Origin of the sequence: Bosea sp. NBC_00550 (genome assembly GCF_026020075.1) — a bacterium.
Taxonomy (GTDB): domain Bacteria; phylum Pseudomonadota; class Alphaproteobacteria; order Rhizobiales; family Beijerinckiaceae; genus Allobosea.
On the sequence record NZ_CP102772.1, the window covers coordinates 2,442,570 to 2,468,220 of the forward strand.

The 25,651-nt window shown below is 66.3% G+C and carries 25 protein-coding genes, 1 tRNA gene and 2 pseudogenes; 15 read left to right on the forward strand and 13 right to left on the reverse strand.

Annotated features, from left to right (window positions below; all coding sequences use genetic code 11):
- Positions 1–134 precede the first annotated feature (134 nt).
- Together fliI and NWE53_RS11710 are read left to right on the forward strand one after the other, a co-directional pair.
- Complete coding sequence (gene fliI / locus NWE53_RS11705; protein ID WP_265054462.1) at positions 135–1,481, forward strand: flagellar protein export ATPase FliI; 1,347 nt, start codon at positions 135–137, stop codon at positions 1,479–1,481.
- 33 nt (positions 1,482–1,514) lie between these two features.
- Positions 1,515–1,868 (forward strand): DUF1304 domain-containing protein, encoded by a 354-nt coding sequence (locus NWE53_RS11710; RefSeq protein WP_265054463.1) that lies wholly within the window; start codon positions 1,515–1,517, stop codon positions 1,866–1,868.
- 6 nt (positions 1,869–1,874) lie between these two features.
- On the opposite strand, the gene NWE53_RS11715 is transcribed toward NWE53_RS11710, so the two are convergent.
- Entirely contained in the window at positions 1,875–3,080 is a 1,206-nt protein-coding gene (locus NWE53_RS11715) for an MFS transporter (protein ID WP_265054464.1), read from the reverse strand.
- Between the two features lie 231 nt (positions 3,081–3,311).
- Between NWE53_RS11715 and fliJ the strand changes: the two genes are divergently transcribed.
- Positions 3,312–3,716 (forward strand): flagellar export protein FliJ, encoded by a 405-nt coding sequence (gene fliJ / locus NWE53_RS11720; RefSeq protein ID WP_265054465.1) that lies wholly within the window; start codon positions 3,312–3,314, stop codon positions 3,714–3,716.
- 54 nt (positions 3,717–3,770) lie between these two features.
- Here the strand turns inward: fliJ and NWE53_RS11725 are convergent, their stop codons facing one another.
- The gene (locus NWE53_RS11725) at positions 3,771–4,385 is read right to left on the reverse strand and encodes a GNAT family N-acetyltransferase (RefSeq protein WP_265054466.1); all 615 of its coding nucleotides are present in this window, start codon (positions 4,383–4,385) and stop codon (positions 3,771–3,773) included.
- Between the two features lie 153 nt (positions 4,386–4,538).
- Between NWE53_RS11725 and NWE53_RS11730 the strand changes: the two genes are divergently transcribed.
- From NWE53_RS11730 to NWE53_RS11740, 3 genes are all read left to right on the forward strand, one after another.
- Positions 4,539–4,895: a hypothetical protein gene (locus tag NWE53_RS11730; RefSeq protein ID WP_265054467.1), complete on the forward strand. Its 357-nt coding sequence runs from the start codon at positions 4,539–4,541 to the stop codon at positions 4,893–4,895.
- A gap of 74 nt (positions 4,896–4,969) precedes the next feature.
- The gene (gene copM / locus NWE53_RS11735) at positions 4,970–5,338 is read left to right on the forward strand and encodes a CopM family metallochaperone (RefSeq protein WP_265054468.1); all 369 of its coding nucleotides are present in this window, start codon (positions 4,970–4,972) and stop codon (positions 5,336–5,338) included.
- 145 nt (positions 5,339–5,483) lie between these two features.
- Positions 5,484–6,521, forward strand: a complete 1,038-nt coding sequence (locus NWE53_RS11740) for a lysylphosphatidylglycerol synthase transmembrane domain-containing protein (RefSeq protein WP_265054469.1) — start codon at positions 5,484–5,486, stop codon at positions 6,519–6,521.
- Between the two features lie 111 nt (positions 6,522–6,632).
- On the opposite strand, the gene NWE53_RS11745 is transcribed toward NWE53_RS11740, so the two are convergent.
- Together NWE53_RS11745 and flhA are read right to left on the reverse strand one after the other, a co-directional pair.
- On the reverse strand, positions 6,633–7,520 hold the full coding sequence (locus NWE53_RS11745; protein ID WP_265054470.1) for a DMT family transporter: 888 nt from the start codon (positions 7,518–7,520) through the stop codon (positions 6,633–6,635).
- Positions 7,521–7,603: 83 nt separating this feature from the next.
- Positions 7,604–9,736 carry a flagellar biosynthesis protein FlhA gene (gene flhA, locus NWE53_RS11750; RefSeq protein ID WP_265054471.1) on the reverse strand — a complete coding sequence of 711 codons (2,133 nt, stop codon included), beginning with the start codon at positions 9,734–9,736 and terminating at the stop codon, positions 7,604–7,606.
- 243 nt (positions 9,737–9,979) lie between these two features.
- Between flhA and NWE53_RS11755 the strand changes: the two genes are divergently transcribed.
- The 3 genes from NWE53_RS11755 to NWE53_RS11765 all read left to right on the forward strand — a co-directional run bounded on the left by NWE53_RS11755 (position 9,980) and on the right by NWE53_RS11765 (position 12,266).
- The gene (locus tag NWE53_RS11755; protein WP_265054472.1) at positions 9,980–10,294 is read left to right on the forward strand and encodes a hypothetical protein; all 315 of its coding nucleotides are present in this window, start codon (positions 9,980–9,982) and stop codon (positions 10,292–10,294) included.
- An 83-nt stretch (positions 10,295–10,377) separates the two neighbouring features.
- Entirely contained in the window at positions 10,378–11,820 is a 1,443-nt protein-coding gene (locus tag NWE53_RS11760; protein ID WP_265054473.1) for an MFS transporter, read from the forward strand.
- A 134-nt stretch (positions 11,821–11,954) separates the two neighbouring features.
- Positions 11,955–12,266 carry a hypothetical protein gene (locus tag NWE53_RS11765; RefSeq protein ID WP_265054474.1) on the forward strand — a complete coding sequence of 104 codons (312 nt, stop codon included), beginning with the start codon at positions 11,955–11,957 and terminating at the stop codon, positions 12,264–12,266.
- A gap of 18 nt (positions 12,267–12,284) precedes the next feature.
- Here NWE53_RS11765 and flbD read toward each other — a convergent pair whose 3' ends face one another.
- The 8 genes from flbD to fliK all read right to left on the reverse strand — a co-directional run bounded on the left by flbD (position 12,285) and on the right by fliK (position 20,177).
- Positions 12,285–13,649 carry a sigma-54-dependent transcriptional regulator FlbD gene (gene flbD, locus NWE53_RS11770; protein WP_265054475.1) on the reverse strand — a complete coding sequence of 455 codons (1,365 nt, stop codon included), beginning with the start codon at positions 13,647–13,649 and terminating at the stop codon, positions 12,285–12,287.
- A 44-nt stretch (positions 13,650–13,693) separates the two neighbouring features.
- On the reverse strand, positions 13,694–14,044 hold the full coding sequence (fliN, locus tag NWE53_RS11775) for a flagellar motor switch protein FliN (protein WP_265054476.1): 351 nt from the start codon (positions 14,042–14,044) through the stop codon (positions 13,694–13,696).
- 11 nt (positions 14,045–14,055) lie between these two features.
- Entirely contained in the window at positions 14,056–14,646 is a 591-nt protein-coding gene (locus tag NWE53_RS11780; RefSeq protein ID WP_265054477.1) for a FliH/SctL family protein, read from the reverse strand.
- A gap of 1 nt (position 14,647) precedes the next feature.
- Entirely contained in the window at positions 14,648–15,727 is a 1,080-nt protein-coding gene (gene fliG / locus NWE53_RS11785) for a flagellar motor switch protein FliG (RefSeq protein WP_265054478.1), read from the reverse strand.
- 14 nt (positions 15,728–15,741) lie between these two features.
- Positions 15,742–17,433, reverse strand: a complete 1,692-nt coding sequence (gene fliF / locus NWE53_RS11790) for a flagellar basal-body MS-ring/collar protein FliF (protein WP_265054479.1) — start codon at positions 17,431–17,433, stop codon at positions 15,742–15,744.
- Between the two features lie 201 nt (positions 17,434–17,634).
- On the reverse strand, positions 17,635–17,910 hold the full coding sequence (gene sciP, locus NWE53_RS11795; protein ID WP_038359348.1) for a CtrA inhibitor SciP: 276 nt from the start codon (positions 17,908–17,910) through the stop codon (positions 17,635–17,637).
- Between the two features lie 107 nt (positions 17,911–18,017).
- Positions 18,018–18,683 (reverse strand): flagellar hook assembly protein FlgD, encoded by a 666-nt coding sequence (locus NWE53_RS11800; protein ID WP_265054480.1) that lies wholly within the window; start codon positions 18,681–18,683, stop codon positions 18,018–18,020.
- A gap of 15 nt (positions 18,684–18,698) precedes the next feature.
- Positions 18,699–20,177 (reverse strand): flagellar hook-length control protein FliK, encoded by a 1,479-nt coding sequence (fliK, locus tag NWE53_RS11805; protein WP_265054481.1) that lies wholly within the window; start codon positions 20,175–20,177, stop codon positions 18,699–18,701.
- A gap of 256 nt (positions 20,178–20,433) precedes the next feature.
- On the opposite strand from fliK, the gene mnmA reads away from it, so the two are divergent.
- The 5 genes and pseudogenes from mnmA to NWE53_RS11830 form a co-directional block, all read left to right on the forward strand.
- Positions 20,434–21,618 carry a tRNA 2-thiouridine(34) synthase MnmA gene (gene mnmA, locus NWE53_RS11810; protein ID WP_265054482.1) on the forward strand — a complete coding sequence of 395 codons (1,185 nt, stop codon included), beginning with the start codon at positions 20,434–20,436 and terminating at the stop codon, positions 21,616–21,618.
- A 28-nt stretch (positions 21,619–21,646) separates the two neighbouring features.
- Positions 21,647–22,303: a class I SAM-dependent methyltransferase gene (locus NWE53_RS11815; protein WP_265054483.1), complete on the forward strand. Its 657-nt coding sequence runs from the start codon at positions 21,647–21,649 to the stop codon at positions 22,301–22,303.
- Positions 22,304–22,372: 69 nt separating this feature from the next.
- Positions 22,373–22,449 (forward strand) — tRNA-Met (locus NWE53_RS11820).
- 271 nt (positions 22,450–22,720) lie between these two features.
- Positions 22,721–23,266: a S1 family peptidase gene (locus NWE53_RS11825; protein WP_265054484.1), complete on the forward strand. Its 546-nt coding sequence runs from the start codon at positions 22,721–22,723 to the stop codon at positions 23,264–23,266.
- A 73-nt stretch (positions 23,267–23,339) separates the two neighbouring features.
- Positions 23,340–23,600: pseudogene (locus tag NWE53_RS11830) on the forward strand (transposase); the annotation flags it as partial.
- Between the two features lie 22 nt (positions 23,601–23,622).
- On the opposite strand, the gene NWE53_RS11835 reads toward NWE53_RS11830, so the two are convergent.
- Positions 23,623–24,570, reverse strand: coding sequence for an IS110 family RNA-guided transposase (locus NWE53_RS11835; RefSeq protein ID WP_265054485.1), 948 nt, complete (start codon positions 24,568–24,570; stop codon positions 23,623–23,625).
- A 176-nt stretch (positions 24,571–24,746) separates the two neighbouring features.
- On the opposite strand from NWE53_RS11835, the pseudogene NWE53_RS11840 reads away from it, so the two are divergent.
- Positions 24,747–25,583, forward strand: a pseudogene (locus tag NWE53_RS11840) (IS3 family transposase); the annotation flags it as partial.
- Positions 25,584–25,651 lie beyond the last annotated feature (68 nt).

Here is a 25,651-nt window from a genome sequence, read left to right on the forward strand (position 1 = left end):
ACCCGTTTGCGCAACGGTTCTCCGATCCGATCAGCCATCATTGGCCGTCGTAATCGCCCGGACGGGATATCGGTACAGCGACCGGATCGGGTTTCGCTTTTTGGCGAGGTGAACGAAGAGTTGACGCGGTTTTCATGAGCAGCCCCCCCTATGGTCACGACCGCCTCTCCGCCCTCGCCTCGACCATCGAGCACCTCGAGGCGCTGAGCATCTATGGCCGCGTCATCGGCGTACGCGGCCTGCTGGTCGAGGTCGCCGGACCGATCGGAGCGATGAGCCTGGGCGGCCGGGTCGGTATCGAGATCGCACCGGGAACGCGCGTTCCCTGCGAAGTCGTCGGCTTTTCGGGCGAGAAGGCGCTGGTGATGCCGTTCGGCGGGCTGGACGGCGTGCGCCGCGGCTGCCCGGTCCATGTCGACCGGGCCCAGCCCGGACTGCGCCCCACCCCCGCATGGCTCGGCCGCGTAGTCGATGCGCTCGGCCGTCCGGTCGATGGCGGGCCGCCCTTGCCGCAGGGCGACACGCTCTTCGCCTTTCGCAGCGATCCGCCGCCGGCCCACAAGCGGCGCCGTGTCGGCAAGCCGCTCGACCTCGGCGTGCGCGCCCTCAACACTTTCCTGACCTGCTGCGTCGGCCAGCGCATGGGCATCTTCGCCGGCTCGGGCGTCGGCAAATCCGTCCTGCTCTCCATGCTCGCGCGCTATGCGCAGGCCGACGTCAACATCATCGGCCTCGTCGGCGAGCGCGGCCGCGAGGTCCAGGAGTTCCTGCAGGAAGATCTCGGCCCGCAGGGCCTTGCCCGTTCGATCGTGGTCGTCGCGACCTCCGACGAGCCGGCGCTGATGCGCAAGCAGGCTGCTCTGACCACGCTGACGCTGGCCGAGTACTTCCGCGACCGAGGCCTGCAGGTGATGTGCCTGATGGATTCGGTGACGCGCTTTGCCATGGCGATGCGCGAGATCGGATTGGCGGCAGGCGAGCCGCCGACCACCAAGGGCTACACCCCGACCGTCTTCACCGAACTGCCGCGCCTGCTGGAGCGAGCCGGGCCGGGCACGGCCGACGGCGCGATCACCGGTCTCTTCACCGTGCTCGTCGACGGCGGCGACCATGACGAGCCCGTCGCGGACGCGGTGCGCGGCATCCTCGACGGACACATCGTCATGGAGCGCTCCATCGCCGAGCGCGGGCGCTATCCCGCCGTCAACATCCTGAAATCTGTATCGCGGACCATGCCGCGCTCCTGCGATCCCGCCTATTACCCGATCGTGCAGAAGGCCCGCGCGACGCTCGCGACCTATGCCGATATGGAGGAGTTGATCCGGCTTGGCGCCTATCGCCAGGGCGCCTCCGTCGAGGTCGACGAGGCGATCCGCCGGCATCCTCCGCTCGAAGCCTTCCTCAAGCAGTCGAAGGACGACGCGACTCCGCTGCCGGAATGCTATCAACGCCTAGCCGCCATCATGAGCGATGGCGTATGACGCCGGTTCGGAGCCTCACAGGATGACGTCTCGATGATTGCCTCGGTCCTGATCGGCCTCGTCACCCTCATACACATCTACATCGTCGTTCTCGAAATGTGGCTGTGGGATACGCCGCGTGGGCACAAGGCCTTCGGGCTGACACCGGAATTCGCCGCACGTTCGAAGGTCCTGGCGGCCAATCAGGGGCTCTATAACGGCTTCCTCGTCGCCGGCCTGGCCTGGGGGCTCTGGCTCGGTGCGGCGGGCTTTCCGATCAAGCTGTTCTTCCTGGCTTGCGTCCTGGTCGCCGGCGTCTTCGGCGCGGCCACGGCGAGCCGCAAGATCCTCTATATCCAGGCGCTGCCCGCGGCACTCGCGATCGTCGCCCTGCTGGCGGGCGTCTGAGCGGCGTCAGGCCCGCGCCAGCATTCGCACCAGCGCGAACATCGCCGCAAAACCGATCGCCTGGATCGCGGCCGAGACGATCAAGGTCATATCGGCACCGAGACGCTCGACCATCACGGCGAAGAGCAGCGGTGCCGCGGCGAAGGTGATGTTCTGCGGCACGGTGAGCTTGCCGAGCATCGCAGCGAAGCCGTTGCGGCCGAACAGGGCGAGCGGCAGCGTCGCCCGCGCCACGGAGATGACCCCGAGCGCGGCGCTGAACAGCACGACGAAGCCCGCCGCAGCGCCAATCGTCATCGGGACGAGCGGCAGCGCGAGGCACAGCGCCGGCCCGAACAGCAGGCCGGACAATGCGACCTTCTCCGCCGGCAGCCGTTCGCCGAGCGTCGCGTCGATGGCGCGTGCCGCGATCGTCGCCGGCCCGCTCAGCGTCGCGATCCAGACCGCCTCGGCCTGCGTCAGCCCGGCCTCCTGAAAGAGGGTGATCAGATGCAGCGGCAGCCCCCAGGAGACCAGCCCGCTCGCCGAGAAGGCGAGCGCGACCAGCCAGAAAGCGGCTTTGCGCAAGGAGGACGGAACGCGCCCATTCTCGCCCGGCGAGGGCGCCCCGGTCGCTTTCGCGGACGGCGGCACGTGCCGGAAGCGCGGAACGGCGGCATAGATCGGCAGCACGATCACGATCTGCATCGCCGCGAAGACGAGAAGCGTCGCCCGCCAGCCGAAGGCATCCATCAGCACCGCGGTCAGCGGCCAGAACACGCTCGATGCGAGCCCTGTCACGAGCATCATCAGTCCGATGACGCGCCGCGTGCGCTCGCCCATCAGCTGCGCGATGGTGACGTTTCCGACATTCGCAAGCGACATCGCGTGCCCCAGCCCGATGACGAACCAGCTTGCGAGATAGCTGACCGGCCCCTGCGCCATGGCGAGGACCGCAAGCCCGAGCGCGCAGATCACGGCGCCCATGCACATCGAGCGCCGGGTGCCCTCCCGGTCTAGCTGCCGGCCGATCGCGGGGGCGATCAGCGCGCCCGTGATCAGCAGGATGGTGATGCCGCCGAAGACGATCTCGGGGTTGAGGCCGATCTCGCGGTCGAGCGCCCTCACCAGCACGGAGGGCGAATAGAAGGTCGAGCCCCAGCCGATGATGCGCGTGAGCGCGAGGCCGCAGAGCAGGGGACCATGCCCGCCGAAACGAGAGAAGAAGGCCAAGACAGGATATCCGCAGGCAGGGGCCGGGCGACCGCTGCCGCAGTCACTAGATCATCGCGCCAGTTCGCGGCAGCAGCCGCAGCGCGGTTTGATCATGCAGAAAAAGCAGCCCGTTTCGGTAAGGAAAGGTCAACCTCCTTGCGCCATGCTGCGCCTCGTCTCGCGGATGGAGTTCGGGCTGTTGCCGAGGGGTCGGCGGTGGCCAATGCGTAATCAGGAGTTGAAAACGACATGAAGTCGCGAGAGACCCTTCTGCGGCTGAAGCGCTTCCAGGTCGACGAGAAACGTCGCCGGGTAAGCCAGATCGAGATGATGATCGCCGACTTCCACAGGATGGCGAGCGATCTCGATCGGGAGATCCAGGCCGAGGAAGCCCGCGCGGGCATCGCCGACCCGGCTCACTTCGCCTATCCGACCTATGCCAAGGCGGCGCTCGGCCGCCGCGACAACCTGCGCCAGTCGGCCGACAACCTGAAAGGCCAGCTCGAGGAAGCCAAGGGCGAGCTTCAGGAGGCCTTCGAGGACATGAAGAAGGTCGAGATCCTTGACGATCGCGAACGCGCCACCGAGCGCGCCGCCGAAGCGGCCCGCGACCAAGCCACGATGGACGCGATCGGGCTGCGCTCGCGCGCCTGAGCGATTTCGACGGTCTCTGTAATGAGGCGGCGTTCCTGGGACGCCGCCTTTTTCTTATGCGATGACGGGGTGATGCGGCACGCTGCCCGGCGGCATGTGCCCGTGGAGCCGCGGATCGTCGTCGATCTCGATGCCGCGCTTGAACACCTTGAAGCCCGAGCGCTGATAAAAATCGAGAGCGCCGGGATGGTCGATCGTGCAGGTATGAACCCAGAAGCGCGAAATCGGCTGGGCCCAGGCCAGAGCGAGCGCCCGGTTCATCAGCCAGCGGCCCGCCCCCTTGCCGAGGACCGGCTCGTCCAGCCCGAAAAAGGCGAGTTCGCCCTGTCCCCCTACGCGGAAATCCAGCTCGAGCAGGCCGACATCCCGGCCGTCGAATCGCGCCGCATAGAGCGCGACCGCCGGGTCGGCAAAGATGTCCAGAAGCTCCGCGCGCGGCTGGGTCAACCGGCTGAACCACATCCAGCGCTCGCCGAGCAGGCGATAGATGCGCAGGTAGCGCTCGACATCGCCGCGATCGATCGTGTCCAGCGAGAACCCCTCGGTTCCCGGCGGATCGGCCCGTTCCTGCGGCCGTTCGCGCATTTCCAGCGACGTCACGATCGTCGCGATCTTGCCCGGCGGCAGGTCGGTCGTTCCGGTGAGGGTGATGGTCAGGCTTTGGGACATGGGACGCAGGTTGCACCGATGGCTTGGAAAATGATGTTCGCCCCGATCATGACATGATCGGGTTCGAAAGATCACCGCGCAATGATGCATGCCCCGCGTGACATCGATGAGAGATCGAGGCGCCTGCCGCAGCGCGACCGGCCGTTCGGGCTGTTGTTCGCGCTGCTGGTGATGTGTTTTGCCGTGCTGCCGCATGCCACGCTGGCGGCGACGATGATGCGCATGCCCATGGGCGAACGGCCGCACCATGCCGAGAAAACACCGGCGGTCGCCGTGGAGCAGGCTCAGGCGCCCACCCCCTGTCGCGAATCAAGCACCGCGGACCATTCGGCATCCGCCATGCCGCTCTGCTGCGTCGTCGGCTGCGGCCTGATCGCTCACGCGCCGGCGGCGCCGGTGCTGGAGGCAGTGATCAACTGGTCGAGGATGCCGCCGACCCTCGCCATCCTGGCCGGAGGCCTGTCCATGGAACCGGCGGAGCGACCGCCGCGATCCCTGCTCCCGGCCTGACTCCCCTTCCTCGCGGATCAGACAAGCCGCTTTCTGGCGCGATCCGCTTTTCGCATCGATCAAGGACAAGACAGATGAATCGTACCACTCTTGCGCTGGCAGCCCTTCTTGCCGCGGGCACGTTCGGCAGCGCCGCCCAGGCGCAGCATCAGGGCCATGGCGCGCCCGCTGCTTCGGCCACCACCGAGAGCGCCGCGACCAAGGCCTACAAGGACGCCAATGCGAAGATGCACAAGCAGATGGACGTCCCCTATTCCGGCGATGCCGATGTCGATTTCGTTCGCAGCATGATCCCGCATCATCAGGGCGCGATCGACATGGCCAAGGTCGTCCTCGTCCACGGCAAGGACCCCGAGATCCGCAAGCTCGCCGAGAGCGTCATCCGCGACCAGGAGAAGGAAGTGGCGACGATGCGGGACTGGCTGAAGAAGAACGGCAAATAACCTTGCCCAGCGGCGGGGGCGAGCGTCTGCGGGCGCTTGCCCTCGCCCCGTCCCGCTGGCACAGAGAATGTAAGGTTCGCGCCGCAGCGGTGACGGCATGGGCCCTCGCGTCACCCCGTCGATCGCTCCCAGCCCCGCGACCTGCATGAAACGTTATCTGGACTACCTTTGGCCGATCATCGGGCTCGTTGCGGTCGTCTGGTCGGTCGAACTGCTCTGGGGCAAGCTCAAGGCGGAGGCCGGCTCCGACGCCGCCATCGAGGCGCTGCTCGAGAATGCTAGCCTCTGGCAGAGCATCAAGATCATCGCCCACCGGATCGGCCACAAGATCGCGGTGATCCCGCCGGAAGCCTTCTACCACGCCGCGCTGGCGACCCTCGTCGCCTATGCCGCGCTCGCCTGGTACGACCGCATCGCCCTGATCCATCTCGGCAAGGAGAAGGGCATCTCCTGGTTCTACATCTCGCTCTGCTCCTTCGTGACCTACGCGCTCTCCCACAACATCGGCGCCTCGGTCTTCTCGGGCGGCATGGTGCGCTACCGGGCCTATACGGCGAAGGGCCTGACGGCCGGCGAAGTCGCGGTCCTCGTCGCGCTCTGCTCCTTCACCTTCGCCTTCGGCACCATCTTCCTGATGGGCCTCGTCCTGCTCTACGAACCCCAGATCCTGCATCCGCTCGAGCGGATGTCGAAATGGTTCGCGATCACCGACCGCACCGCCCGCATGATCGGCGTCGGCATGCTCGCCTTCGTCGCGCTTTACACGATCGGGTCCTGGCTGCGCTTCCGGCCGCTGAAGATCGGCAAGTTCGAGATCATCTATCCGCGTCTGCCCATCGTCATCAGGCAGTATCTCGCCGCCCCGCTCGAGCTCGCGGGCGCTGCCGGCATCATCTATTTCGCGCTGCCTGACCAGGGCAATCCCGGCTTCCTGATTGTGCTGGGCGCCTTCCTGCTGTCCTTCTCCGCCGGGCTCCTCAGCCAGGTTCCGGGCGGCGTCGGTGTGATGGAGGCGGTGTTTCTCGCCGTCATGCCGGGCGTGCCGGCCCCGGCGGTCTTCGCCGCGCTGCTGATCTGGCGGCTGTTCTACCTGATCCTGCCTCTGGTGATCTCGCTGCCGATCGTGCTGGCCTTCGAGCGGGCGCAGCTCAAGCGTAGCACCCGCATCGCGCCGCCGCCCTAGCAACGGCCGTCATGCTCGGGCCTGACCCCAGCATCTCGGGCAAAAGAGGCTCGGCACCCCGTTCCGGCAGAGATTCTCGGGTCTGCGCTCCGCTTCGCCCCAGAATGACGCTTAGCGCTTGAGCGCGATCGCGGCCGCCCCGAACATCAGCAGCGCGCCGGTCGCCTCCGACCAGCCGAAAGGCTCGTGCAGCGCGACGACACCGACCGCGACCGCGATCGCCGGGCTGATGAAGGCGTAGAGGGCGGCCCGGAACGCGCCCCAGTCGCGCAGCAGCCGCATGTAGATGGTGAAGCCCATCAGCGAGCCGCCGATGATGAGGAACACGACGGCCGGCAGAACCGGCCATTGCACCAGCATCATCAGATCCTCGCGCCCGACCGGCTCGATGGCGAGCGAGACCGCCGTCAACCCGATGCCGCCGATCAATGTCTGCCAGCCGGCGAGCGTCAACGTCGGCATCGCGCCCGCGATCGGACGCGCCAACACCGCGCCGACGCAGTAGAGCAGCGTCCCCGCCGCCACGGCGGCGAGCCCCCACACCTCCAGCGGGTTGCCCTGCGCCACCGAGATCCCGCCGAGAGCGCGCGTCGCGAACAGGAAGCCGAGGCCGACCGTACCGAGCGCGATCGCCGCGAGCTTGCGCCTGTCGATCCGCTCGCCCTCGATCGCGCGGCTCGCCAGCAAGGTGAAGATCGGGATCGTCGCGAAATTGACGATGGCCGCGAGTCCGCTCGGCGCCTGCGCCGTGCCCCAGAACAGCAGGGTGTAGTTACCGGTGTTGAGCAAAAGCGCCGTGCCGATCAGCCGCGGCCAGGCCTCGCGGGGAACCTTGGGCACGTCGCGCCCGGCCCAGAGCAGCATCACGAAGCCCGCGATCGAGAAGCGAGCCGCTGCCAGGAACACCGGCGGAACATGCGCCGCGCCGACCTTGACCGGCAGCCAGGTCAGCCCCCAGACGAGGCACATCACGGCAAAGAGGGCGGCATTGCGGGACATGTATTTGGCTTAGCCGCGTGCCCGGCTGCTGACCATTGCGCGCCCGGCATCGCGCCCCCGTGGAAACCGGAGGCGTGGCCGACTCAGACGCTGCCGACCGTCTTGAGCCGCACCCGCGGATGGATCTCGGCCTGCGACAGCACCGGCGTCTCGCGACGGAAGCGCTCGATGATCTGGCGCGCGAAGGGCCGCGCCATGCCGGAGGTGACGAGCGCCGGCATCTCGCCGATACGCGCGGCATCCTCGAACTTGTCGCGGACGTGATGCACGAACTCCTGCAGCCGCGAGGGCTGCATGGCGAGGTGCCGGTCCTCGCCCTGGCCGATGATGGATTCGGCGAAGACGCTTTCCCAGGCCGGCGACAGCGTGATGATCGGCAGGACGCCGTGCTGGTTCGAGAACTGCGCGCAGATCTGGCGGGCCAGCCGGGCGCGGACATGCTCGGCGATGTCGCGCGGACTGCGCACGCCAGCCGAAACCTCGGCGACGCCTTCGATGATGGTCGGCAGGTCGCGGATCGAGATGCGCTCGCCCAGCAGGAGTTGCAGCACGCGCTGGATGCCGGTGGTCGAGATCTGGCTCGGCACGATCTCCTTGACGAGATCGGCATGGTCCTTCGGCAATTCGCGCAGCAGCTTCTGCACCTCGGTATGCGAGAGCAGCTCCGGCATGTTCGACTTCAGCACTTCCGTCAGATGCGTCGAGATCACCGTCGCGGCGTCGACCACGGTGTAGCCGCGCAGTTGCGCCTCGTCCTGCAGCGCGCCGTCGATCCAGGTCGCCGGCAGGCCGAAGGTCGGCTCAAGCACGTTGTGGCCGGGCAGATTGACCGCGCCGCCCATCGGATCCATGGCCATGTACTGGCCGGCATAGACGATGCCGTGCCCGGCATCGATCTCCTTGATCTTGATGAAGTAGTGGTTCGCCTCGAGCTGGACGTTGTCGACGATGCGCACTGCCGGCATGACGAAGCCGAGCTCGGCGGCGAGCTGGCGCCGCAGCGCCCGGACCTGATCGGTCAGCCGGTCCTGCCCGCCGGCGGCGTTGACCAGCGGCAACAGCCCGTAGCCGATCTCGATCTTCAGCTCGTCCATCTTCAGGAGGTCGTTGAGCGTCTCCTCGCGCGGCGTGCCGTCCGCCGCCATGGCCGTACCGGACTGCGCCGTGCCACCGGCGAGCGCCTGCTCGGCCTCTCGCTTCTTGGCCGCCTGGCCGAAGCGGCGGGCGAGGTAACCGGCGCCGCCCGCGAGCAGCAGGAAGGGCAGCATCGGGATGCCCGGCAGCAGCGCGATCAGCAGCATCACCGCCGCCGACATGCCGAGCGCTTTCGGGTAGCCGGAGAGCTGCTGGCCCAGCGCCTTGTCGGCCGCACCGCGCACGCCCGCCTTCGACACGAGCAGGCCCGCGGCGGTCGAGACGATCAGCGCCGGGACCTGGCTGACGAGACCGTCGCCGACGGTGAGCAGGGTATAGTTGTGGGCCGCGTCGCCGAAGCTCAGCCCCTGCTGCGCCACGCCGATGATGATGCCGCCGAGCACGTTGATGAAGGTGATCAGCAGGGCGGCAATGGCGTCGCCGCGCACGAATTTCGAGGCGCCGTCCATCGAGCCGAAGAAGGAGGATTCGTCCTCCAGAGCCTTGCGGCGGAGCTTGGCGGTGTCCTGGTCGATCAGGCCGGCCGAGAGATCGGCATCGATCGCCATCTGCTTGCCGGGCATGGCGTCGAGGGTAAAGCGGGCGGCGACCTCGGCAATGCGGCCCGAGCCCTTGGTGATGACCACGAAGTTCACGATGATCAGGATGGTGAAGACGATCACCCCGATCACGAAATTGCCGCTCATGACGAAGCCGGCGAAGGCCTCGATGACGTGACCGGCCGCCGCCGTGCCTTCGTGCCCATGCGCGAGGATGAGACGCGTCGAGGCCAGGTTCAGCGCCAGCCGGAACATGGTGACGATCAGCAGCACCGTCGGAAAGGCTGAGAACTCCAGCGGCTCCTCGATGAAGAGCGCGGTCATCAGCACCAGTACCGACAGGATGATCGAGAGCGCCAGCATCAGGTCGAGCAGCAGCGCCGGCATCGGGAAGATGAGCACCACCAGGATGCCCATGACGCCGATGGCGAGGAACAGATCGGGCCGGTTTAAGAGCTTTCCCAGCGCGCCGCGATCGGGAACGCTGAACCCTCTCCCCTGCCCTGCCGTCACATCGGTCATCGACCGTTCCGCCCGCCGCCTGATGCCCGCCATGAGGCAAGCGAGCGCTTCGAATTGAAGCGCAACCCGGCAATTCTTGCCGGGTGTATGGTGAACGAATTGTTAAGAAGCGGATTAATACCGTCGCGGAACCATCTGATGAACGGATGGTTATCGAAACGCCGCGTTGTGGCCCCATTCGCCACCCCAACTCGGCTGCGGGCGGCAATATCTTGCCAGGTCCCGCTGATATCGGAGGTAATCTTGAATCGACGTTCCTTTTTGACGAGTCTTTTCGGCGGTCTCGCAGTCGCCGGCATTGGCGGTACCGCCATGGCGACGAGCATGATCGAAGCGGCCGCTGCGCCCGCCGAAGCCGCCGCGGGCGAGCTGGACGCCAATCTCAAGGCTGGCCTCGATCAGGCTGACACCGAATTTACGCAGTACCATCGCGGCCACCCGTCTCATTATCGCGACCACCCGTCCCGCTATCGGCACCATCGCCGCCCGCCCCCGCCGCCAGTGCACCGCCGCCCGCGCCGCGTGGTCCGCAACGGCCGCGTCTACTACATCCGTTGACAAGCTCGGAGGGCGGCACCTGCCGGTGCCGCCCTTCTTCGTCACCAAGACATTCGGCAAGCGATATTCGGGAGGAAGCCGGCATGACAGCGCCGGGCATCGATCAGGACGGCACGATCACCACCGATGTCCCGGCGCGGCTGGACCGCCTGCCCTGGTCGCGGTTTCACACGCTCGTCGTCGTCGCGCTCGGCATCACCTGGATCCTCGACGGGCTCGAGGTCACGCTGGCTGGCGCCGTATCCGGCGCGCTGAAGGAAAGCCCGGTTCTTCGCTTCACCAATACCGAGATCGGCCTTGCGGGAGCGGCCTATATCGCCGGCGCGGTGGTCGGCGCCGTGCTCTTCGGCTGGCTGACCGACCGCCTCGGCCGCAAGAAGCTCTTCACCCTCACGGTTCTCGTCTATCTCTCCGCGACGGCGGCCACCGCGTTTTCCTGGAACGTCACGAGCTTCATTCTCTTCCGCTTCATGACCGGCATGGGCATCGGCGGCGAATACACCGCGATCAACTCGACCATTCAGGAACTCATCCCCGCCCGCGTGCGTGGCTGGACCGACCTCGTCATCAACGGCTCGTTCTGGGTCGGGGCGGCGCTCGGCGCGCTCGGCGCCATCGTCCTGCTTGATCCGGCCTGGATCAACCCGGAGCATGGCTGGCGCCTCGCCTTCTTCATCGGCGCCGCGCTGGGCCTCGTCATCCTCTTCCTGCGGCAATGGATTCCTGAAAGCCCGCGCTGGCTGATCAGCCACGGCCAGCCGGAGCGCGCCGCTGCCATCGTCGCCGATATCGAGCGCCGCGCCGGCTTCGTCCCGCCCGCCGGCGAGGTCCTGTCCCTAACGAAGCTGCGCCCCCGCGCCGCGACGCCGCTCGGGGAGGTCTTTCGCGCCCTGTTCGTTGTCCATCGCGAGCGCGCGCTCGTCGGGCTGGCGCTGATGCTGTCGCAGGCCTTCTTCTACAACGCGATCTTCTTCACCTACGCGCTGATCCTGACCGATTTCTACGGGGTGCCCTCGCAGAATATCGGCTGGTTCATCCTGCCCTTCGCCGCCGGTAATTTCCTCGGCCCCCTGCTGATCGGCCGGCTGTTCGACACGATCGGCCGCCGCGTGATGATCGCCGCGACCTATGCGCTCTCGGGCGTGCTGCTGACCGGCACGGGCTATATGTTCTGGCAGGACTGGCTCACCGCCGCGCAGCTCACCCTGTGCTGGAGCGTGGTCTTCTTCTTCGCTTCGGCCGCGGCGAGTTCGGCCTATCTCACGGTCTCGGAAACCTTCCCCGTCGAGATGCGCGCGCTGGCCATCGCGGTGTTCTACGCGGTCGGCACCGGCGCGGGCGGCATCGCCGGCCCCTGGCTCTTCGGCGTGCTGATCGATACCGGATCGCGCGGCAGCGTCTTCGCCGGCTATCTGCTCGGCGCCGCGCTGATGCTCGGAGCGGCCTTGATTGCGGCTCGCTTCGCCGTCCGGGCCGAACGCAAGCCGCTCGAAAGCGTCGCGCGTCCACTCAACGCCGTGGATTGATCGCCATGCCCGTAACCATAGCGCCGGAAAGCCGGCCTCGGGAACAAAGCATCATTTAAATGCATTACTCGTGACCTGCGTTCCGGCCTTAAGAATGTAGGGGAAGATGTGGTGACAGAAGCCTGGAGGTCGTTGTGGACAGACGCTCATTCCTGATGACGCTGGTTGGAGGCTTGGCAACTGCCGGCATGGGCGGCATCGCCGCCGCCGAAGCGGCCCAGCCGAAGCCGGTCCTGAAGCCGGAAGCCGAGCCCGCCCAGGGCGACGAGGCGGTCCCGGCCGAAATGAAGGAGGCGCTGGACAAGACCGACGCCGAATTCAGCCAATACTATTATTACCGCCGTCCGCGGTATTACGCCCGGCCCCGCTATTATGCCAGGCCGCGCTACTACTATCGGCCCCGCTACTACGCCAGGCCGCGCTACTATCGCCGGCGCTACTACTGATAAGCGGCCGCTTACGGGTCAGGCTGCGCTGATGCGCGTCTGACCCGGCTCCGCCACGGCGACGCCGGAGGCGGTGTATTCGCTGAGCTTGTTACGCAGCGTGCGGATCGAGATTCCCAGGATCTTGGCCGCATGCGTGCGATTGCCGAGACAATGATCGAGCGTATCGAGGATCAGCTCGCGCTCGACATCGGCGACGGTGTTCCCGACCAGCGAACGCGTCATCGCTTCAGCCGTCTGTGCCGCCCGCGCGGCCGGATCGCGCGTCGAAACGGGCGATAGCGCCTCGCCCTCCGGCGTCAGCACTGCCGAGGTGGCGATCTCCGGCCCGCTGGCCAGCAGCACCGCCCGGTGCATGGTGTTCTCCAGCTCACGCACATTGCCGCGCCAGGCATTGGCGAGCAGAAGCTTGCGCGCATCGGCTGCGATCGGCCGCACCGGCAGACCATTCAGATCGGCGTATTTCTTGGCGAAATGGTCCGCCAGCGCCAGGATGTCGCCCGGCCGCTCGCGCAGCGCCGGCAGGCGCAGATGCACCACGTTCAGCCGGTAGAACAGGTCCTCGCGGAACAGCCCGTCGCGCACGGCGTCCCCGAGATTGCGGTTCGAGGTCGCGATGATACGGATATCGACCTTGACCGGCTGCGTGCCGCCGACACGGTCGACCATGCGCTCCTGCAGCGCGCGCAGCAGCTTGGCCTGCAGACGGACGTCCATCTCGGAGATTTCGTCGAGCAGCAGCGTGCCGCCATGGGCCTCCTCGAACTTGCCGATCCGGCGCGCGATGGCGCCGGTGAAGGCGCCCTTCTCATGGCCGAACAGCTCGGATTCGAGCAGGTTGTCGGGGATGGCCGCGCAGTTCACCGCTACGAAAGGCTTGTCCTTGCGCGCCGATTTCTGGTGCAGATGACGGGCGATTACCTCCTTGCCGGTGCCGCTCTCACCCGTGACGAGGACCGGTGCCTCCGAACGCGCGATCTGCGAGGCGAGTTGCACGACGCGCTCCATCGCCGGATCGCGCCAGATCAGGCTGGACTGGTCGGCGGCGACAGCCTCCAGTACTGCCGCGATCAGTTCCGGATCGGGCGGCAGCGGTACGTATTCGCGCGCACCCGCCTGGATCGCCGCGACAGCCGCGCGGGCATCGGTCGAGGTGCCGCAGGCGACGATGGGGGTGCGGATGCGCTCGGCTTCCAGCGCCGCCACATAGGCTGCGATCGGCTGCACGACATCGATCATCAGCAGGTCGGCGCCCTTGGAGCGCAGCACCGCGAGGGTCTGTTCGAGCCCTTCGGTATGCGTCACGGCCGCTCCGTGCGACATCGCGATCTTGGCCGCGGCGATGATCTGTCCCTTGAGACCGCCGGCGATGATGAGGCGCATGGCTCAGGTCCTTCTGTTCTGCGTCACGATGGCGGTCCCGGCTCTCACCGGTCCGCCTTGATGATTTCCGTCATGGTCACGCCGAGCCGGTCCTCGACGACGACGACTTCGCCGCGCGCCACCAGCCGCTCGTTGACGAAGATGTCGATCGCCTCGCCGACACGCCGGTCGAGTTCCAGCACCGTGCCCGGCACGATCTGGAGCAGGTCTCCCACCGCGACCTTCGACGACCCGAGCACGGCCGAAACCATGACGGGAACGTCGAAGACCTGCTCGAGATCCTCGGCCGTCTTGACCGGGACCGGGCCGGACCGTGCGACCGAGGTCTGGTTCTGGTCGAACGACAGATCGGCCTGGTTCAGCGGCGGCAGGTTGAGATCGTTCTCCTGGCTCATGGCTCAAACTTTCATGGTTCCGCCTGGCCATGGCCGAACACGCGCGCGACCGCCTGCTCGACCAGGGCCGAAAGCTGCTGGCTGTCGAGGACGAAACCGCCCTCCGCCCATTCGATGCGCCCGTCCCCAGGCGCGATGTCGGCCTGACCGAGCACGATCAGCTTTCCGGAGAAGCCGTGCTCGGCCGTAAGCTTGCGAGCCAACTCCTCGGCCGGCTCGACCATCGCCTCGTTGACCCGCAGCACGAGATGCGGCGCCGTCCTGGCGTGGCTCAGGCATTCGCGTACGGCTCCCGCCAGCGCAGCCATCGGCTTATCCGCCAGCGCGGCACCTGCCAGCGCCTTTGCGGTCACGAGGGCGACATGCGCGGCATGCTCCTCCAGCGCCGCGGTGCGAGCCGCCTCCTGCGCGAAGAGCCGCTCGGCCGAACGCGCGATCTGGCCCGTCAGGCCGGTGAGCTGCGCCTCCGCTTCCCGGCGTGCCTGCTCATGGCCGGCATGGAAGCCCTCGTCCCGCGCTGCCGCGAGCTCGGCCTCGCCGGCGGCCTTTCGACCGCCTTCGCGGAAATCCGCCCCGAACATGAATTTCGTCGCGGAGGCCATCTCAGTACACCAGCTCGTCGTCGGCATTGCCCTTGGACAGGACGATCTCGCCCTTGTCCGCCAGGTCCTTCGTCATCTGGACGAGCTTGGTCTGGGCCTCGTCGACCTCCTTGAGGCGGAGGGGTCCGAGACCTTCCATGTCGTCCTGCATGTTCTTCGCCGCGCGCTGCGACATCGCGCCGAAGAAGAAGTCCCGCATCGATTGGCTCGCACCCTTGAGCGCGCGCGCCAGCGTGTCCTTGTCGACCTGGCGCATCAGCGTCTGCAACCCGGCCGGGTCGAGCTTGGCGAGGTCCTCGAAGGTGAACATCAGGGCGCGGATACGCTCGGCCGATTCCTGGTTCGAGGCGTCGAGTGCCGAGAGGAAGCGCATCTCGGTCTGCCGGTCGAACCCGTTGAAGATCTCGGCCATCATCTCGTGCGGATCGCGGCGACGCGTCTGGGTCAAGGTCGAGACGAATTCGGTCCGCAGCGTATTCTCGATATGGTCGAGCGCTTCCTTCTGCACCGATTCCAGCCGCAGCATGCGTCCGACCACCTCGATGGACAGGTCGTTCGGCAGGTTGCGCAGCACGTTGGCGGCATGCTCCGGCCGGATCTTGGACAGGATCACGGCAATGGTCTGCGGATATTCGTTCTTCAGGAAATTCGCGAGCACGACGGCATCGATGTTGCCGAGCTTCTGCCACATGTTGCGGCCGGCCGGCCCGCGGATTTCCTCCATGATCAGCGCGACCTGATCGCTCGGCAGGATCTTCTCGAGCAGCGAGATCGTGCGGTCGAAGGAGCCGGTGACGGCGCCGGCGCTGGAGAGCTTCCCGACAAAATCAAGCATCAGTCGCTCGACCTCGTCCGCATCGACCGTGCCGAGCTCCGCCATGGCGCGCGTGATGATGCGGATCTCGTCGTCGTCGAACTCCCGCCAGATCGTCCGGCCATGGTCCTCGCCGAGGACGAGCAGGATCACGGCCGCACGCTGCGGGCCGCTCATCTCGGCGATGGTGGTCACGCCGAAGCCGCCACCCTCGATGCTGTCCTGGAGGGATGTGCTACGCGTTGCGATGGATCGTGGCTCAGCCATGGTTCAGCGGCCCGTCACGCCGGGGCTTTTTCGTGGAGCCAGCTACGCAGCACCGCGACCGAATCGGCCGGATTCTGCGCGACCAGCGCCCCGATCTTTTCCACCGACTGCGCCTTGAGCTGGCCCTTGATCTGGGCGATCGCCAGCATCCGCTCGGACGGGCCTTCGACGTCCTCCGCCACGATTTCCCCACTGGAGCCGACCGGGGCGAGCGCACGTCCGGGGCCGGCGGGATCGCCGGTCGCGATATCGGGTCCGGCCAGAACCGCATTGCGCATGAAGGACGGGATCGCCCGCACGGTGCTGTTGTCTGAAGCCAGGATCTGCTTCAGGAGCGGCCGCACCACGGTCATCAGCACGATCAGCGTCAGCAGCGAGATCACCCCGAGCTCGGCGAAGCGGACCAGGTCCTCCCGGGTGAAGGAAAGGAGCTGCTGCATCAGCGTCTGCTCGGCCACGTCGCTCGGTGGCGGCGGCGCCTCGGCGAAGCGCAGGTTGACGACCTCGACCTTGTCGCCGCGACCCTGGTCGAACCCGACGGCCGTGCGGACAAGCTCGCCGATGCGGTCGAGTTCCTCGGCGTTGCGCGGCTGGTAGGACAGCTCGCCGGCGGGGCTGCGGGTATAATTGCCGTCGACGAGGACGGCGACCGACAGCTTCTTGACCCGGCCGCCCTCGAGCACCTCGGTGCGGGTCGTCCGCGAGATCTCGTAATTCGCCACCTCCTCGTTCTTCGAGGAGTTCTCCCGCTGCGCCTGCTGCGTGCCCTGCGTCTGCTGGGCGCCCGGCAGCTCGTTGCCGACCGTGACCGCGCCGTTGCCGCCTTCGGCGGTGCTGGAATTCTCGGTGCGGTTCTGGCTGGAGCGGAGAACGCGGCTCTCCGGATCGAAGCTCTCGGACCGGCTCTCGACGCGATTGCTGTCGAGCGCAGCCGAAACCTGGATGCGCGCCCGGCCATAGCCGACGACGCTGGCGACGATATCCTCCACCTGCGACTTGATGCGCTTCTCGATCGCGGTCTGGCGCTCCTCGATGCCGAGCCCGATCAGGCCCTGGTCGCTCTGGGCGCCGTCGGCGAGCAGACGGCCGCGCTCGTCGACTATCGAGACGCGCTCGGGCTTCAGCCCGTCGACGGCCGAGGCGACGAGATGGCGCACCGCCCGGACCTGCGCCGCATCGAGATCCCCGGCGAGCTTGAGCGCGATTGAGGCCCGCGGCGGCTCGCGATCGCGCTCGAACAGCCGGCGCTCGGGAATGACGAGATGTACGCGCGCTGCCTGCACCCGGCTGATCGAGCGGATCGAGCGCGAGAGCTCGCCTTCGAGCGCGCGCAGATGGTTGATGTTCTGGACGAAGCTGGTCGAGGAGAAGGCGTCGCCCTTGTCGAAGATTTCGTAGCCGACGCCGCCGCCGGCCGGGATGCCCTTGCCGGCGAGGTCGAGGCGCAGGCGCGGCACATCGGCCTTCGGCACCAGCACCGTCTGCCCGTCGCCGCGCAGCTCGTACTTGACCCCGCGCGTGTCGAGATCCTTCAGGACCGCGCTGACATCCTGGCTGGACAGGTCCGTGAACAGCACGCTCATCGCCGGCTGCGACATCTTCAGCATCACGAAGCCGAAGAAGCCGACGAGCGCCAGCGTCACCGCCAGCATGGCGGCCAGCCGCGCCGCGCCGAATTTGGCAAACTGCTCGATCAGGCCGTTCACGCCGCCATCCGCCCCACAGAATCGCCGGGACGGCGCACCTGCTCCGACCCACTAGGCAAGTTTTTCCCAGTGCATGGTTAGCGGTCGGTTAATTTTTCGGGGCGGGCCATTAACTTTCCACACGGCGATGGCGCGCAAACGCGAAAAGCGCCGGCCCTTTCGGGGCCGACGCCTTTGAAAAGAAACGAAAATATCTGTTTCTTATTGGCGGTAGTGCTGGATCCGGGTCGTCCGAAGCCCGGCGAGGCCGTGCTGGTCGATCGACATCTGCCAGCTCAGGAACTCGTCGACGGTCAGCGTGTAGCGCTGGCACGCTTCCTCGAGGCTCAGGAGGCCGCCGCGTACAGCGGCCACCACCTCAGCCTTCCGCCGGATGACCCAGCGCCTTGTATTCATCGGCGGGAGATCCGCGATCGTCAGCGGACTTCCGTCCGGTCCGATCACGTATTTCACCCGCGGTCGCAATGGCTCGGTCATGGTACTCTCACACAACTCAACAGAGCTACTGAGGGCAGCATAGAAGGCCGGTTTTAAAAATTGGCTAAAACGATCGTGTCTTATGTCCACGACTGATTCGCCCTTACTCACTCGCTGCGCACCACGCTCTTCACCTTGTCGATCGGCACGCTGATCGAGCCGATCTTCAGCATCGGGATCGAGGAGGTGAAATCGACGCCGTCGACGATGCCGCTGATCTGCGTCTTCGCCGTGACGGCCTCGCCCGCGACGTTCTTGGCGTCGATCGTGATCGTGTACTCGCCATCCGGCGCCTTGGTGCCGGTCGAGGTCGTGCCGTCCCAGCTATAGGTCTGGTCTCCGGCGACCAGGGTCTTGGTGGCGGTCTGGACGACGTTGCCCTTCGAATCCTTGATCGTGACGGTTCCGGTTCCCGCCGAGGCCATGTTGACCTTCCACTCGGCCTTGCCCTCGATCAGCCGCGTCGTGGCGCCGTCCGCCGTGATCTTGGCGCCGATGAAGCCGACCGCGTTCGTCGCCGTTCCGGCAGCGCTGAGGCTGAGCAGCGAGCCCAGCGTCTCGTTGGTCTTGAGCTGCTGCTCGACACCGGCGAACTGCACGAGCTGGGCCGTGAACTGGTTGGTGTCGAGCGGATCCAGCGGCGACTGGTTCTTGAGCTGCGTCGTCAGCAGTAGCAGGAACTGGTCGAAATTGTTGGCGATCCCGGAGGTGCTACCGTTGACCGTGGTGTTGTTGGATGTGCTGGACGAGCTGCTTGCCCCGGAAACCGCCATGGCGCTTGTCCTCGCTTAGATGCTGAGATCGACGCCGCCGAGCCGCACGAGGCGGCGCTGCGGGACGGGATCGTTGGAAAGGGAGGCATCATCAGCCAGTTCCGCGCCATGCGGCAGGCGCGGACGCTGCGGCGCCTCGTCATGCTGGCGATTCTGGCGGAAAGCCGACTGATCGGAAGGGTCGCGCAGGCTGATGTCGACGCCGCCGTCGGACGGCTTCAGGCCCGCCTGCTCGAAGGCGCGTTCCAGCGTGCGGGCATCGCGCTGCAAGAGATGCAGGGTCTCGACGCGGTCGACGACCAGCCTGGCGCTGACCTCGCCCTTGTCGGAAATCGACAGGTTGACGTCGACGCGGCCGAGCTCGTCGGGATCGAGGCGGATGTCGAACTGCTTCGCGCCGGACATGGCGCGCAGCCCGATCTCGATCGGCACGACATGAATCGGCGTCGGCTGGCCGGTCGCGTTTGCCTGCGATTGTGCCGTCGCGGCTCCGTTGGGCATCACGTTCGGATCGAGCGGCTGGACGAGGCGGTCCTGCCCCGGCTTGCCGCCCGCCTGTTGCAGCATGCTCGACAGATCGAGCGGACCAAGGAGCTGCTGCAGGTTTTCGAGCGGCTTCGGATCGGCGGGCGCCGGCGCAGCGGCCGCGCTTGGCCCCTCCACCTTGGCGCCGGCGCCGGTGGCAAACTGCTCCTCGGAATTCTTGACTCCGGCGACATGCCCGGCATCGACGGTCGCCTTGCCCAACGCAATGGCTCCTTCGCCCTCTCCAGCCGTCGAGGCGGCATCCGCCGAGACCGGAGCGGGGGCGATGAAGCCGGGTGTCAGAGGCGCTGCCTGTTGGGGCTTTGCTCCGACGCCCACAGCAATGGCAGACGCTTTTTCAGCCTGCTTCGGTGCATCGCCGGCAGCAGATGTCGCGACCGGCAGCGCGAGGGCCGGCATAACAACGGGCGGCGGCACGACGGTGACTTTGATGTCCACCGCGCCCAGGTTCTGGCTTGCGCCATCGGCGGCAGCTTTATCGTCTTTGCGGTCGACCGCCTTTTCCTCGCCTTCGGGCACTGCCGGCTTTCCGTCGGCCTTCGGCGTTCCCTCACCAGCAGCACCGGCGGCAGCGGCGGCTTCGGCCTGCGCCGCCGCCATGGCGATGAGAAAATCGGCCCGCGTGGTCGGCACGGCCGTCTCCGGCTGCGATCCCGCCGGCTGTTGCGCGGATGGCTTGGCCACCGCGATATCCGGCTTGACGACGAACTCGCCCTTCCCGCTCGCCGTCACCGCGGGCTTTTCAGCCTGACCGGCGGCAGCAGCTTCCTCGATCACGGCGATCTTTTCTGCGGCTTTGGCGGTGTCGCCCTTCTCGGCGTCCGCAACCTCGCCTTCCTTCTGCTCCGGCAGGGCAAAGGCCTCTCCGCCCTCATCCGCACCGCCGCGACGGCGCGAGGCGGAAACTTCCGAAGCTCGCTGATTGGTGATGACAGGCTGGATCGACATGAACGGTTCCGCGGCGCGGGCAACAACTCGCCCGCCCGCCATCCAGCAAGTTGCAAGCCAGAACCGAAGCGTTCAAAATCAATATCTTAGCGGGATGCGCCCCACATAGTCGCGGCAAGAAGCGCCCGCGCAGAAGCCGCCAACCGGCAGGATTTGCCGATCCCGCTGGCAGCATCCGGCCAAAGCCGGTATAGAGCCGGCAGATGCGCGCGCAACCGCGCCTTCGATTTCCCGAGCACGGACACCTCCGCCGACGATGACGACGACCCGCAACTCTCTCGACATCGCCAAGCCGCCCGCGGCGACGCGCGTCGTCGCGGCGATGTCGGGCGGCGTCGATTCCTCCGTGGTGGCGGCCCTGCTCAAGCGAGAGGGCTACGACGTCATCGGCGTGACGCTCCAGCTTTACGACCACGGTGCCGCCGTCCACCGCGCCGGCGCCTGCTGCGCCGGCCAGGACATCCACGACGCCCGCCGCGTCGCGGAGGCGATTGGCATTCCGCACTATGTGCTCGATTACGAAAGCCGCTTCCGCGATGCGGTGATCGAGCGCTTCGCCGAAAGCTACCTCGCAGGTGAGACACCGATCCCCTGCGTCGAATGCAACCGCACCGTGAAGTTCCGTGACCTGCTCGATCTGGCGAAGGAGCTTGGAGCCGACGCGCTGGCGACCGGCCATTATGTCGTCAGCCGCGATCTCGGCAACGATCATCGCGGTCTCTTCCGCGCCGCCGACGCCAGCCGCGACCAGAGCTATTTCCTCTATGCCACGACGCAGGAGCAGCTCGACCTGCTGCGCTTCCCGCTCGGCCATATCGACAAGGCGCAGACCCGCGCTCTCGCCGCCGAACTCGGCCTCGCCATCGCCGACAAGCCCGACAGCCAGGACATCTGCTTCGTGCCGAACGGGCGCTATGCCGATGTCATCGAGCGGCTGAAGCCCGGTGCGGCCCGGCCCGGCGACATCGTCCATCTCGACGGGCGCGTCCTCGGCCATCATGACGGCGTGCTCCACTACACCGTCGGCCAGCGCAAGGGCCTCGGCATCAGCGCGACGGAACCGCTTTACGTGCTCCGGCTGGATGCCGACGACGCCCGCGTCATCGTCGGCCCGCGCGAGGCGCTGAGCGTGCGCGAGATCCGCCTGCGCGACCTGAACTGGCTCGGCGAAACCGCCCTCGACGACCTGCCACTGGCAGGGCTCGACGTAGCCGTGCGCGTCCGCTCGACCCGCGCGCCGCGCGAGGCCCGCCTGTTCCGCGACGAAGAAGGCCTGCGCATCGAACTCGTCAGCGACGAGGAAGGCGTTTCGCCCGGCCAGGCCTGCGTGATCTATGCCGATGCCGGCCCCGGCTCCCGCGTCCTCGGCGGCGGCACGATCCTGCGCCGCCCGCTCGTGCTGCCGGCCGCCTCCGCGCAGGCCGCGCTCGCCCTGTCCTGACCGCCCTTCCGCTCGGACCCTCCACGCCATGCCGGTGACTTACGATCTCGACGGCCAGAAGCGCGTCTACGCGACCTGGGCCAAATTCTACGACAAGATCTATCAGGGCATGCTGGCGCGCCCGCAGCGGGAAGCCGTGGCCGCGGCCTGCGCCTGCGGCCCGGATATCCTCGAAATCGGCGTCGGCACGGGCCTCACCCTGCCCTACTTCACACCGAATTCGCGCGTCCTCGGTGCCGACCTCTCGCTCGACATGCTCAAGGTGGCGCATCGCAAGGTCACGAGTCAGAAGCTCGATCATGTGCGCGGTTTGATGGTGATGGACGCCTGCCGGCTCGGCTTCGACGCCGAGCAGTTCGACGCCGTCACCGCACAGTTCGTGATCACCCTCGTGCCCGATCCCGAGCAGGCCCTCGCCGAGATGGACCGCGTGCTGAAGCCGGGCGGCGAGATCATCGTGTCGAGCCGCCTCGTCGACGATGGCGGCCTCCTCGCTCCGTTCTGGAGCGCGCTTGCGCCCGTGTCCAAGGCCATCGGCTGGAGTTCGGATTTCAAGGTCAGCCGCCTGACCGATTGGGCGAAGGCGACGGGGCGCTATGAAACGGTCCATGTCGGGCGCGGCTATTTCAAGGTCGTCCGGCTGCGCAAGCTCGCTTCTGCCGATAAGTCGCGATCCGAGGCTTGACGCGACCGCACCGCGACGCCTATATCGCGCCTCGACGACGGGGCCGGCGCAGCCGGCCACGATGTCTGTGGCGGGGTAGCTCAGCTGGTTAGAGCAGCGGAATCATAATCCGCGTGTCGGGGGTTCAAGTCCCTCTCCCGCTACCAAACTCTCTCTCACCGATGTTCGCTGACGACCGAAACCGGCCCCTCGAAGGCCGGTTTTGCTGTCTTTGGCGCCAGTGGTGTTCACAGGCGTTCATTGACAGCCGGCCGATTTGTTGGCCCTTCTGTTGTCCTCACCCTGAGGCCATCAATTGGGAGGCCAACATGCCCTTGACCGATACGGCCATCAGAAACGCGAAGGCCCAGACGAGGGGACGTCATAGACTATCGGCTGATCAAGGATGAAATCTTCGTCATCGCGGCTAGCAAGGGTATGTTCAAGCGTTACTCTCGCTACCATCGCGATGGAAACGGCCTTCTCGGCTTCGATTTCTGGTGGAGTAAAGAGACCGCACCAGTTTACGGCGATCGATTGGTGACGTTGATCTCAGGCTCGTTCTGGGCCTCGATGACCGGTGCGCCATATGCGACTGTCGCGCGCGTGTCCTATCCATGGGAGATCGAGCCGAAGTCTAGCGGTAACCCGCAGGTAGCAACCGCCCCGGCCGTTCCGCAAGCCGCTCCGGTACCGTCCCCCGCTGCGCCGCCAGAACGGACGACAACGAGGATCTCTGCTGGGTCGGGCTTCTTCGTCAGCCAGGCCGGGCATATCCTGACAAGCGCCCATGTCGTCGAAGGCTGCTCTTCCGTAGTGATCAGGGTCGATGGCCAGACTGCAAAAGGCGCCAGCGTTCTTGCTCAGGTCAGCAAAAATGATCTCGCCCTAATCAAGGCTGCCGGGAGCCCTACAGATGTACTGCCGATACGGCCCGGTGTTCGGCTGGGCGAAGGGGTCGCGGCCTTCGGTTTTCTGATCTGAGCCCTTAAAACTGGACCGCTTTAGGTTAGAGTTTTCCGCGTCGTTTCCCATGGGCTGGGAGGAGCGGAAGACGATGAAGGATTCGAAGTTCTCGGACGCCCAGAAGGCGTTCATTCTGAAGCAGGGCGCGGATGGGATTCCGGTGGCGGAGATCTGCCGGCGGGCCGGAATCAGCCAGGCGACCTACTTCAACTGGAAGAAGAAGTACGACGGGCTCCTGCCGGCCGAGATGCGCCGGCTGAAGCAGCTCGAGGACGAGAATGCGAAGCTGCGCAAGCTCGTCGCCGACCTCGCGCTGGACCGTGAGATGCTGCAGGACGTGATCCGCCGAAAGCTCTGAGCGACTGTCTTTCGCGTCAAGCGTTTTGCCATGGCGTCGCGCTCCGGATGATCGCGTTGAGGATGGTGAGGAGGCGCCGCATACAAGCGACGAGGGCGACTTTCTTCGGACGCCCTCGTGCCAGTAGCCGCTGATATTGATCTTTGAGAACGGGGTTCCAGCGCACGCCGACGAGAGCAGCCATGAACAGCGTTCGCCGTACGGTTGGGCGCCCGCCGGCTATCGCACGATGGCCGCGCCAGGTGCCACTGTCGCGGTTGACGGGCGCCACGCCGACAAGGGAGGCGATGCTTCGCCGATCGAGGCGCCCGAGTTCTGGAAGATCAGCAATCAGCGTACGAGCTGTGACGCTGCCGACGCCTGGAACGGACAGAAGAAGGTCATCCGCGGCACGCCAGACAGGCGAGGCGCGAACCGTATTGTCGATGTCGTGATCGAGAGCGGCAAGTTGCGCCTCAAGCATTTTGAGCGTTGCCCTCAGACTCTTCTGGATAAGCGGAGTGTGCGCCTGGCGTAGGCGGTTGCCTTCCATGCCGATCATCTCGACCAGTTGACGCCGCCTCGCGACCAGATCCGCAAGTGCTTGTGCATCTGGCCCAGGCAAGTGGCGCGCTTCCGGGCGGATGCGCTCAGCAAACAACGCGATAACCTCGGCATCGAGCGCATCGGTCTTCGCCAATCGCCCGGTGGCACGAGCGAAATCCCGAATCTGACGCGGATTAACAACGGCGAGCGGTAGATCGGCAGCGGCAATTGCGGCTGATACCGTGAGTTCATATCCTCCGGTCGCTTCGATCACGATGAGGCCTACGGATCGGCAGCGAAGGGCTGTCAGCAGTTCGTCCAAGCCTTTGCCGTTACGGGCGACCGCGAACGCGTCGCCAGACGGCAAAACATGGACATCGAGACGATCCTTCGAGACATCGATGCCGACGAAGCTCGGCGGCGCTGGAGGTTGTTCCATGACCCGTCCTTGCAAATCCGGGCTCGCACTGCGGCCCAAGCGACTGTTCGGGCTCCCTCTGGAACCGACGGGCGGGGCCCCATGCTCAGAGGCGGGCTCAATCACCCAAGGCCTGTACGGCTCCCGTCCGTCGACAGCTTCCCCGGCTCAGAGCCGGTCGGCAACCGTGAGATACAAGGCCTGGTCGCAAGCGCGAGCTTGTCGGCGCGATGTGTGGCGAGTGGCAGGTGTCGATCCGGCGGGCCTGTGCGGTCCTGGAGTTCGACACCTCAAGCTACCACTACAAATCGTGCCGGCCCGACCAGGCCCCCCTGGCAGCCCGGATCAAGGCGATCTGCGAGACCCGCGTTCGTTATGGCTATCGCCGTGTCGACGTGCTGCTGCGGCGCGAGGGCTGGCATGTCAATCAGAAGCGGATTCGAAGGATCTACAATGAGTTAGGCTTGCAACTCCGTAACAAGACGCCCAAGCGTCGGGTCAAGGCGAAGCTGCGCGAGGACCGCGCGCCGGCGACGCGGCCCAACGATGTCTGGGCGATGGACTTCGTCCATGACCAGCTCGCCACCGGCCGCAAGATCCGGGTTCTGACGGTGGTCGACACCTTCTCGCGCTTCTCGCCGGCGATCGATCCCCGCTTCAGCTACCGGGCCGAGGACGTCGTCGCCACGCTCGAAAGGGTCTGCGCGAAACTGGGCTATCCGAAGACGATCCGGGTCGATCAGGGCTCCGAGTTCGTCAGCCGCGATCTCGATCTGTGGGCCTATGCCAAGGGCGTCACCCTGGACTTCTCGCGGCCAGGCAAGCCGACCGACAATGCCTTCATCGAGGCGTTCAACGGCCGCTTCCGCAGTGAGTGCCTGAATACCCACTGGTTCCTGACGCTTGCGGATGCGGAGGAAAAGATGGAGACTTGGCTCAGATACTACAACGAGGATCGGCCGCACGGGGCCATCGGCAACAAGCCTCCGATCCTGCTGCAAAATCCTGGCGGAGCACCCAGCCCACCGCCGTGATCGAAGGCCGGAAACTCCAGCCTCCGGCGATCCAGCAAATGGTCTCGGATCATCAAACTCAGGATTCT

What these genes read in the sequence shown, in the direction of transcription:
- fliN (WP_265054476.1), bottom strand. Translation starts at nt 14,044, where the DNA reads ATGAGCCAGGAGAACGATCTCAACCTGCCGCCGCTGAACCAGGCCGAT.
- sciP (WP_038359348.1), bottom strand. Translation starts at nt 17,910, where the DNA reads ATGACCGAGCCATTGCGACCGCGGGTGAAATACGTGATCGGACCGGAC.
- NWE53_RS11740 (WP_265054469.1), top strand. Translation starts at nt 5,484, where the DNA reads ATGAAACGTTATCTGGACTACCTTTGGCCGATCATCGGGCTCGTTGCG.
- NWE53_RS11815 (WP_265054483.1), top strand. Translation starts at nt 21,647, where the DNA reads ATGCCGGTGACTTACGATCTCGACGGCCAGAAGCGCGTCTACGCGACC.
- NWE53_RS11835 (WP_265054485.1), bottom strand. Translation starts at nt 24,570, where the DNA reads ATGGAACAACCTCCAGCGCCGCCGAGCTTCGTCGGCATCGATGTCTCG.
- copM (WP_265054468.1), top strand. Translation starts at nt 4,970, where the DNA reads ATGAATCGTACCACTCTTGCGCTGGCAGCCCTTCTTGCCGCGGGCACG.
- NWE53_RS11725 (WP_265054466.1), bottom strand. Translation starts at nt 4,385, where the DNA reads ATGTCCCAAAGCCTGACCATCACCCTCACCGGAACGACCGACCTGCCG.
- NWE53_RS11760 (WP_265054473.1), top strand. Translation starts at nt 10,378, where the DNA reads ATGACAGCGCCGGGCATCGATCAGGACGGCACGATCACCACCGATGTC.
- flhA (WP_265054471.1), bottom strand. Translation starts at nt 9,736, where the DNA reads ATGACCGATGTGACGGCAGGGCAGGGGAGAGGGTTCAGCGTTCCCGAT.
- flbD (WP_265054475.1), bottom strand. Translation starts at nt 13,649, where the DNA reads ATGCGCCTCATCATCGCCGGCGGTCTCAAGGGACAGATCATCGCCGCG.
- fliJ (WP_265054465.1), top strand. Translation starts at nt 3,312, where the DNA reads ATGAAGTCGCGAGAGACCCTTCTGCGGCTGAAGCGCTTCCAGGTCGAC.
- NWE53_RS11710 (WP_265054463.1), top strand. Translation starts at nt 1,515, where the DNA reads ATGATTGCCTCGGTCCTGATCGGCCTCGTCACCCTCATACACATCTAC.
- fliG (WP_265054478.1), bottom strand. Translation starts at nt 15,727, where the DNA reads ATGGCTGAGCCACGATCCATCGCAACGCGTAGCACATCCCTCCAGGAC.
- NWE53_RS11800 (WP_265054480.1), bottom strand. Translation starts at nt 18,683, where the DNA reads ATGGCGGTTTCCGGGGCAAGCAGCTCGTCCAGCACATCCAACAACACC.
- mnmA (WP_265054482.1), top strand. Translation starts at nt 20,434, where the DNA reads ATGACGACGACCCGCAACTCTCTCGACATCGCCAAGCCGCCCGCGGCG.
- NWE53_RS11780 (WP_265054477.1), bottom strand. Translation starts at nt 14,646, where the DNA reads ATGGCCTCCGCGACGAAATTCATGTTCGGGGCGGATTTCCGCGAAGGC.
- NWE53_RS11825 (WP_265054484.1), top strand. Translation starts at nt 22,721, where the DNA reads ATGTTCAAGCGTTACTCTCGCTACCATCGCGATGGAAACGGCCTTCTC.
- fliI (WP_265054462.1), top strand. Translation starts at nt 135, where the DNA reads ATGAGCAGCCCCCCCTATGGTCACGACCGCCTCTCCGCCCTCGCCTCG.
- fliK (WP_265054481.1), bottom strand. Translation starts at nt 20,177, where the DNA reads ATGTCGATCCAGCCTGTCATCACCAATCAGCGAGCTTCGGAAGTTTCC.
- NWE53_RS11745 (WP_265054470.1), bottom strand. Translation starts at nt 7,520, where the DNA reads ATGTCCCGCAATGCCGCCCTCTTTGCCGTGATGTGCCTCGTCTGGGGG.